The organism is Aquabacterium sp. UBA2148, from assembly GCF_002328915.1.
Taxonomy (GTDB): domain Bacteria; phylum Pseudomonadota; class Gammaproteobacteria; order Burkholderiales; family Burkholderiaceae_C; genus Aquabacterium; species Aquabacterium parvum.
This window is the reverse complement of the sequence record NZ_DCXA01000012.1, coordinates 1902-9951: the sequence shown is the minus strand read 5'-3', so window position 1 is coordinate 9951 and position 8050 is coordinate 1902. Positions and strand designations below refer to the sequence as shown.

The 8050-nt window shown below is 62.2% G+C and carries 4 protein-coding genes and 1 pseudogene; 4 read left to right on the top strand and 1 reads right to left on the bottom strand.

All coding sequences use genetic code 11. The features are described 5' to 3' along the window. From B2W70_RS00390 to B2W70_RS00380, 3 genes are all read left to right on the top strand, one after another. A partial coding sequence (locus tag B2W70_RS00390; protein WP_286741933.1) for a methyl-accepting chemotaxis protein occupies nt 1–466 on the top strand: 466 nt, incomplete at its 5' end. A gap of 112 nt (nt 467–578) precedes the next feature. Then, entirely contained in the window at nt 579–1865 is a 1287-nt protein-coding gene (locus B2W70_RS00385) for an ATP-binding protein (protein ID WP_058089025.1), read from the top strand. 2 nt (nt 1866–1867) lie between these two features. Beyond that, nucleotides 1868–5947: an NACHT domain-containing protein gene (locus B2W70_RS00380; RefSeq protein WP_286741932.1), complete on the top strand. Its 4080-nt coding sequence runs from the start codon at nt 1868–1870 to the stop codon at nt 5945–5947. Between the two features lie 168 nt (nt 5948–6115). On the opposite strand, the gene metK is transcribed toward B2W70_RS00380, so the two are convergent. Next, a complete protein-coding gene (metK, locus tag B2W70_RS00375) occupies nt 6116–7306 on the bottom strand; it encodes a methionine adenosyltransferase (RefSeq protein WP_137841678.1) in 1191 nt (396 codons plus the stop codon). A gap of 437 nt (nt 7307–7743) precedes the next feature. On the opposite strand from metK, the pseudogene B2W70_RS00370 reads away from it, so the two are divergent. Then, a pseudogene (locus B2W70_RS00370) lies at nt 7744–8050 on the top strand (transporter substrate-binding domain-containing protein); the annotation flags it as partial.

Genomic DNA, 8050 nt, shown 5'->3' with positions numbered 1-8050 from the left:
CATCGGCGTGATCGACGGCATCGCGTTTCAGACCAACATCCTGGCGCTGAACGCGGCGGTGGAAGCTGCGCGCGCGGGCGAACAAGGCCGCGGCTTTGCGGTGGTGGCCGGCGAGGTGCGCACGCTGGCTCAACGCTCGGCCAACGCCGCGCGCGAGATCAAGTCACTGATCGCCGCTTCGAGCGACCGCGTCGAATCGGGGGCCCGGCTGGTGGGCGACGCCGGCCAGGCGATGGAGGAGATCCTGCAGGCCGTGCAGCGCGTGACGCACATGATGGGCGACATCCGCGCCTCGACCTCGGAGCAGAGCGACGGCATCCGCCAGGTGTCGCTGGCGGTGAACCACCTCGACCAGATGACGCAGCAGAACGCGGCGCTGGTGGAAGAATCGGCCGCGGCCTCGCAGAGCATGCGCGATCAGGCCCAAAGGCTGTCGGGGGCGGTGAACGTGTTTCAGACGTCCTGACCGAGGTCCGGCGCTGCAAAGCAAAAGCCCCGCAGTGCGGGGCTTTTTGTTGGGTGCTGGCGTCAGATTGGCGGCTCGGATACATTATTGAGTAAATTTACTCAATAAACTCATGGACTACCAGCGCCCCCTGCTTCAAGTCATCGTCGCCAGGTTGAACGAGCAACCCAAACGGATGCAGATCTTGGCCGGGCCGCGTCAGGTTGGCAAGACCACCCTGGTTCATCAGTTCAGAGCAACCCGCCCGAGCGACTCGGTCAAGGTGGTCGCTGCGGATGCATCAGAGAAAGCAGGTTTGAGCGAGGCAGATGACTGGGATTCGCCCACGCTGATGCGCAGCCAAGCAGCAAGCTTCGATGCCAATTGGCTGATTGATCAATGGGCCAAAGCCGAACGCGCCGCGAAAGCTTGGCGCGAGTCAGAACCCGGGCGAGCATCTCGCCTACCTTTCGTTTTGGTCATCGACGAGATCCAGAAAATCCCCCGGTGGTCGGATCACATCAAAGGCCTGTGGGATCGGCAAATCGCGACTGGACACCCGATGCAAGTGCTCTTGCTGGGATCGTCTCCGTTGTTGATGCAAAAGGGGCTGTCAGAGAGCCTGGCTGGCCGCTATGAGGTCATCCCCATCACGCATTGGTCGTTCGAGGAGATGAACAGCGCGTTCGACTTCACGCTTGACCAGTTCGTGTTCTTCGGTGCCTACCCAGGCAGTGCAAGCTACATCCAGGATGAAGGGCGCTGGCGCAACTATGTGCTGCGCAGCCTGATCGAGCCCAACATCGAACGCGACGTCCTCATGATGACAAGGGTGGACAAGCCCGCGTTGCTCAAGCAGCTCTTTGAAGTCGGCTGCTCCTTCTCGGGCCAGATCGTGTCGCTGGACAAGACCCTGGGTCAGCTCAACGACGCTGGAAACGTGACCACCCTGGCCCGGTACCTGGAGCTTCTCGCCCACGCCGGGTTGATGTCCGGTTTGCACAAACACGCCGCACAGGTGCTGCGCAAACGTCAGTCACCGCCAAAGTTCCAGGTCCTGAACAACGCCCTGATGAGCGCCAAAGGACAGCACAGCTTTGCCGAGGCCATGGCAGACAAAAGCCATTGGGGGCGGCTTGTCGAAAGTGCGGTGGGCGCCCACCTGATCAATTCCGCCGACACCGACACACGCGTCCACTACTGGCGAGAGGGCGGCCTGGAGGTGGACTTCGTGATCGAGCACAGAGGTCGACTCGCAGCAGTGGAGGTGAAAAGCGGAAACGTTGGTGCAGGCGCACGGCATGCAGGGCTCGACGAGTTCATTCAACGCTTTCCAGGTTGCAAGCGCTGGGTGGTGGGCAGCGAGAGCCTTCCCCTGGGCGAGTTCTTGCGGTACGGAGCCGCACATTGGGTGGGTTGACCATGGCGCAGACAGGCGAGATCCGCATCCCGCGCCACGCGACCGCTCGCGAAGGCCAGGGCCGCTCGGCCAAACTGCCCCTTTCAAATTGGCGCTCCACGCGCGCTTATGTCTTGCTGGCCCCCCCTGGCACCGGCAAGACGGAAGCGATGAAGGCAGAAGCCGCAGCGCACAACCAGTCCCCCTTCGTTGAGGCGCACCTCATGATGCGTCCCGGCTGGCGGGCACCCACCTTGGCCGAAGGGCAAGCTCTGTACATCGACGGGCTGGACGAAGCCAGAGCCAGCAATGTGGGTGGACATCGCAATCGCCCGCTGGACGAAATCTGCACCAAATTGATCGAAATGGGGTCGCCCCCCTTTCGCTTGAGCTGTCGCGAAGCGGACTGGATTGAAGCGCTGGATCACGGTGCAATCAAGCTGCTGGCAGCAGAGCGCGACGTTGTCGAACTCCGGCTCGAACCACTGAACGAGCAAGAGATCCGTCAGATCTTGGAAGACGCGCTGGTGCAAGCAGATGCGGTGGATCGCTTCTGGCATCAAGCCCAGCAACAAGGCTTGTTGCCTGTGATGGGCAACGCACTGTTCCTTCGTCTGATGATCGCGTCGGCTGGGTCAACCGGTCAGCTGCCTGCAACCAGAGCACAGACGTTCGCAGCGGCCTGCGAGAAGCTGGCATCGGAAGACAACCTCGTTCACCGAATGGCAAAGCGGGACAGCGCACCCAACACGTGTGAACTGTTGAGACGCGCGGGCACGCTTTGCGCCGTTCAACTGCTGAGCGGCGCAGAGGCATGGTCGGACGGTGTGGCAGATGGGATCAACGAACTGGCTTTGAACGCCTTGCCCTTGGACATCCCGACGAAAGACCTGCGGGCAGCCCTGGCAACCAAGCTGTTCAAAACCGATGGCGATCGAATCCAAGCTGCGCACCGCAGCATCGCCGAGTACCTTGGGGCCAGGGAAATCGCCCGCCGCATGGGCGAAAGCTCCTTGCCCGTCGCCCGCGTCATGGCCCTGATGTGTGCAGAGGACGGCGGCGTTGCCCCTTCCTTGCGGGGCCTGCATGCGTGGCTGGCGGTGCACAGCCACGAACACCGGCAGACCTTCATCGCTCATGACCCGCTGGGCGTGGTGCTTTACGGGGATGTGAGTCACTTCAGCATCAACGAGAAGATCCAACTCCTACAGGGCTTGGAGGGCGAGGCGAAACAGTTCGCCTGGTTCCGCAACGGCGATTGGGCCGATCACCCTTTCGGCGGCCTCGGTACCGCAGACATGCAGCAGACGTACCAAGGGTTCTTCGAGAACCCAGACAGGTCCGAAGCGCATCAGTCGATGCTGCATTGCGTGTTTGACGCCATCGCACACGGTCAACCGCTGCCCGATCTCCTGCCTGCGCTGGATCGGGTTGTGCGTGACCACAGCCACACACCCTACACCCGCACCAAATCAGCAGTCGCGTGGCTGGCTCAAGCGCGGTTGCTGTCGCTGGACATGCAGACCGCGTTGACATGGCTGTGTGACGTTCGCCAGGGCGTCATCGACGATCCGCAAGACCAACTGGCGGGAACGCTGCTAGAGGCGCTGTACCCCGATCACATCGCGCCGAGCGAAGTGATGCAGCACTTCAGGCCACCGAAAGCGGCGTACTTTCATGGCAGCTACTCGGGCTTCTGGCGTCGTGAGCTGATCCCCCGAACACCCACTGTTGCGCTTCGCATCCTGGCGGATGGCTTGGCAGACCTGTCACCGAACATCGACTCGCTCCGAAGCCACTTCGAGATGCCGAGGGTGATGGGCAAGATCATTGACGCAGCTTTGAACAGCTTGGCCGAGCCGATCGACGCGCCTCGGGTTCTCCGCTGGCTCACGGCTTGCGTGGACGAGCACGGGTTCTGGTCTCTCAAGGGCGACGAAGGTCAGGAGATCCGCGACTGGTTGAGCGCACACCCGCAGGTTCAGAAGTCGGTGCTGACGCTGGCCTTGCCCACGTCCACCCCACCCCACTTCTGGGAAGCCAGCCAGTTGCTTCATGGCGCACGGCTTCCGAGAGACTGGCACCGGTGGCTGCTGACGCTGGCCACTCAGACCTCGTCAGAAGCCATCGCCAAATGGTGTGTTGAACAAGCCGCGCACCAGGCCATCAACCCCTCCGTCGATTCAGACATCACGGTGCGCGACGTGGAAGATTGGTGTGAGGCTCAGCGCCCAAAGTGGCCAGCGGCAGACGCTTGGCGGGAGGCCATCTGGAGCTGGCCCATTGATGCAGCTCAAGGCGAGTATTGGCGGAATCAAGAGGAATGGCGAACCAAGGAGATGCTTCAACAAGTGAAGCGCCGGGAACGCATCACGCCACACCTGGAAGCCATGGCTGCGGGCACTGCGCCCCCAGGCCTCTACCACCAGATGGCGATGTCTTACCTCGATCGGTACACCGACATCCATGGCGCAACACCGGAGGACCGGCTGTGCGATTACCTCGGTGATGCGGCGTTGTTGCCTGTGGCGCTTGAAGGCATGAAGAAGGTGCTCGACAGGACCGGTCTTCCTGAAGTGTCGGCCGTCCTTCAAGCAGGCCGTGAACTGCGCATGCACCCGCTTGATTCAGCGTGCCTCATCGGTGCGGAACTGGTTGCCAGCGAAGACCCAGATGCCACCAAAGGCTGGCCGGATGAACTGCTTGAACGCTTGGTGGCCATGTGGCTGACAGATGGCACAGGCAATGTGCCCACCTGGTATTCATCCATCGTGCGGTCCCGCGTCGATTTGGTCTCCCAGGTGTTCACTCAATATGTGCAAGGCATGCTGCGTCAGCGGGCAGAAGGCTCGATCACAGGTTTGTGGGCCTTGAACAGCGACGAGGGCTCGGCAGAGCTCGCAAAACGGTGCGTGCCAGCCATCCTGGAGACCTTTCCTGCAAAAGCCAATCAGGCGCAGTTGAGCCACCTGAACCAGTCCCTTTTGCCAGCAGCCATCCGGCATGTGGACAAGCATGCGCTTCTCGACATCATTCAAACCAGGCTGAAGCTCAGAAGCCTGGATGCGCCACAACGGATTTCATGGCTGGTGGCGGGGCTCAGCCTTGACCCCGAACCCATCGCAATGGCGTTGATCAAGTTCGTGGGCAGCAGTCAAACACGCGCGGTTCAGATGGCGAATGCATTGAGCAGCATCGACGCGCGATTGCCACACCGACTGGAGTTGCCGCCACCTTTTTGGGCAAGCTTCATTGAGCAGTTAGCGCCCCATGCCGAGCCAGATCGACCAGACGGCCCACATTGGATTGGCGAAGCGGACCACCGCCGCGAATTGGTACACAGCATGATCACGCGGCTGGCGGAATCCACTGAAACTGCAGCGGGTAAGGCGCTTCGCGGCTTGCGTGCCAATGCCCACACGATGCGATGGCGCCACATACTGGACGCAGCTTTGGCGGCCCACACACGCGCCGCGCGAGAAGCCGGGTTCAGGCACGCATCAGCCGCATTGGTGGTCCAGACCTTGTACAGCAGAGCTCCTGCGAACGTCGCAGATCTGGCCGCGTTGACGGTGGACCACCTGCGTCAGTTGGGCAAAGAGCTGCGTGGCGCAGAGTGGAACGGCGTGGCGAGCTTCTGGCGCTACTCGGCCACCAACAAGGCCAAGTCGCTAGAACAGCGCACACCGGAAATCGAGAACACCTGCCGAGATCGGCTCATGGCACTGTTGCGAGATCGCCTGATCAACATGTCGGTGCAACTGGAGAAAGAAGCCAGCGCACAACAAGACACGCGAGCCGACTTGCGTGTCAGCGCGGTCATCAACCATCGTCGAGTGGTCGTGCCGATCGAAATCAAGAAAGAAAACCACGATCAGATTTGGCTGGCCTGGCGAGACCAGCTAGAAGGCCGATACGTCACTGATCCTGCCGCCCAAGGTCACGGCATTTACCTGGTGCTGTGGTTCGGACACTCACCAGAGAAAAGCCCAGAAGGCATCAAGCCAAAGAGTGCTGAGGACCTGGAACGGCTTCTGCGAGAGCGCATCCCAGAGGCGGATCGGCATCGCCTGAAGGTGGTGGCGCTTGATCTCAGCCTCTGAGGCCTGGAATGAAAAAGCGGGGCACCCTGGCCCCGCTTTGGCTGCGCATCAGGTGAATGACGCGCGAATCTCTTACAGCCCAGCCGCCGCACGCAGCGCAGCAGCCTTGTGAGTCACGGCCTGACGGCCGCTCCCCGCAAGGCCCAGGGAGCCCTGCTGCCGCAGTGCTCAGCCCTTCAGGCCAGCTGCGTCCCGCAGCGCCTGGGCCTTGTCCGTGCGCTCCCACGTGAACTCCGGCTCTTCACGCCCGAAGTGGCCATACGCAGCGGTCTTGGAATAGATCGGGCGCAGCAGGTCCAGCATCTGGATGATGCCCTTGGGGCGCAGGTCGAAGATGCCGCTTTCGGCCACGATCTTGGACAGCTTCTCGTCGGAGATCACGCCCGTGCCTTCGGTGTAGACCGTGATGTTCATGGGCTGGGCCACGCCGATGGCGTAAGCCACCTGCACCTGGCACTGCTTGGCGAGACCTGCGGCCACGACGTTCTTGGCCACGTAGCGGGCGGCGTAAGCGGCCGAGCGGTCGACCTTGGAAGGGTCCTTGCCCGAGAAGGCGCCACCGCCGTGCGGGCAGGCACCGCCGTAAGTGTCGACGATGATCTTGCGGCCCGTGAGGCCGCAGTCGCCTTGCGGGCCACCGATCACGAAGCGACCGGTCGGGTTGATCAGGTAGCGGGTGTTTTGCAGCCACTCCTTGGGCAACACCGGCTTGATGATCTCTTCGATGATGGCCTCGTTGAACTCGGGCTTCATCTTGTCGCCCAGGCTCCATTCGGGACTGTGCTGGGTCGACAGCACCACGGTGTCGATCGAGTGCGGCTTGCCATCGACGTAGCGCATGGTCACCTGACTCTTGGCGTCCGGGCGCAGGTAAGGCAGGCGGCCGTCCTTGCGCAGCTGGGCCTGGCGCTCGACCAGGCGGTGCGCGTAGTAGATCGGCGCGGGCATCAGCTCGGGCGTTTCGTCGCAGGCGTAGCCGAACATCAGGCCCTGGTCGCCGGCGCCGATGTTGAGGTAGTCGTCAGAGGCGTGGTCCACGCCCTGGGCGATGTCGTTCGACTGCTTGTCGTACGCCACCAGCACGGCGCAACCCTTGTAGTCGATGCCGTACTCGGTGTTGTCGTAGCCGATGCGCTTGATGGTGTCGCGCGCGACCTGGATGTAGTCGACGTGGGCGTTGGTGGTGATTTCACCGGCCAGCACCACGAGGCCCGTGTTGCACAGGGTTTCGGCGGCCACGCGGCTCTTCGGGTCTTGCTCGAAGATGGCGTCGAGGATGGCGTCGGAGATCTGGTCGGCGACCTTGTCGGGGTGGCCTTCAGAGACGGATTCGGAGGTGAAGAGGAAGTCGTTCGCCACGGTGTGTGCTCCAGAAAAATGTGTCCATGAACCTCGGCGTCGCCGGGGCTGTCGAGACGGTTCTCTGTGCAGCGGCGAACGCTTTAGCGGCATTTGTGGATCGCCCCGCAAGTTGTCCTGTTAACTCGGCGATGGACGTGAGTGTAGTGGAAAGCATCGCCGTGTGTGTCCGAGATGTGACGGGTGTTCAGGCGTCCGGCAAACCGAACGCCGCGCCCCGGCAGGCGTTCGAAATCCCGAACAACCTGGCACCCGGCTCCGCATCAGCCCCAATGAAATCAAGCACTTGCCGGTGGCAAGCTGTGAAATTCACGCTGGCACGCGCCCTGCGATGTGTTGTGCACCCGGCCCCGGCCGCCCCGAGACCCCACACCAAGGACCGAGACATGAACGCCAAGCTGATCCGCCCCCTGCTGCCGAGCTTCCTGCTGAGCCTGATGCTGTCCCCGCTGGCCCCCGTGGCGCACGCCCAGTCCTCGCCCACCCTCAAGAAGATCGCCGACACCGGCGTGATCAGCCTGGGGCACCGCGAGTCCTCCATCCCGTTCTCGTACTACGACGACAAGCAGCAGGTCGTCGGCTACTCGCACGAGATGATGCTCAAGGCCGTCGAGGCCATCAAGGCCGAACTCAAGAAGCCGGGCATCGCCATCAAGCTGGTGCCGGTGACCTCGCAGAACCGCATCCCGCTGGTGCTCAACGGCAGCGTCGACATCGAGTGCGGCTCGACCACCAACAACAGCG

Excerpts from the sequence above, each read along its gene's own strand:
- B2W70_RS00385 (WP_058089025.1), top strand. The coding sequence starts at position 579 with ATGGACTACCAGCGCCCCCTGCTTCAAGTCATCGTCGCCAGGTTGAAC.
- B2W70_RS00380 (WP_286741932.1), top strand. The coding sequence starts at position 1,868 with ATGGCGCAGACAGGCGAGATCCGCATCCCGCGCCACGCGACCGCTCGC.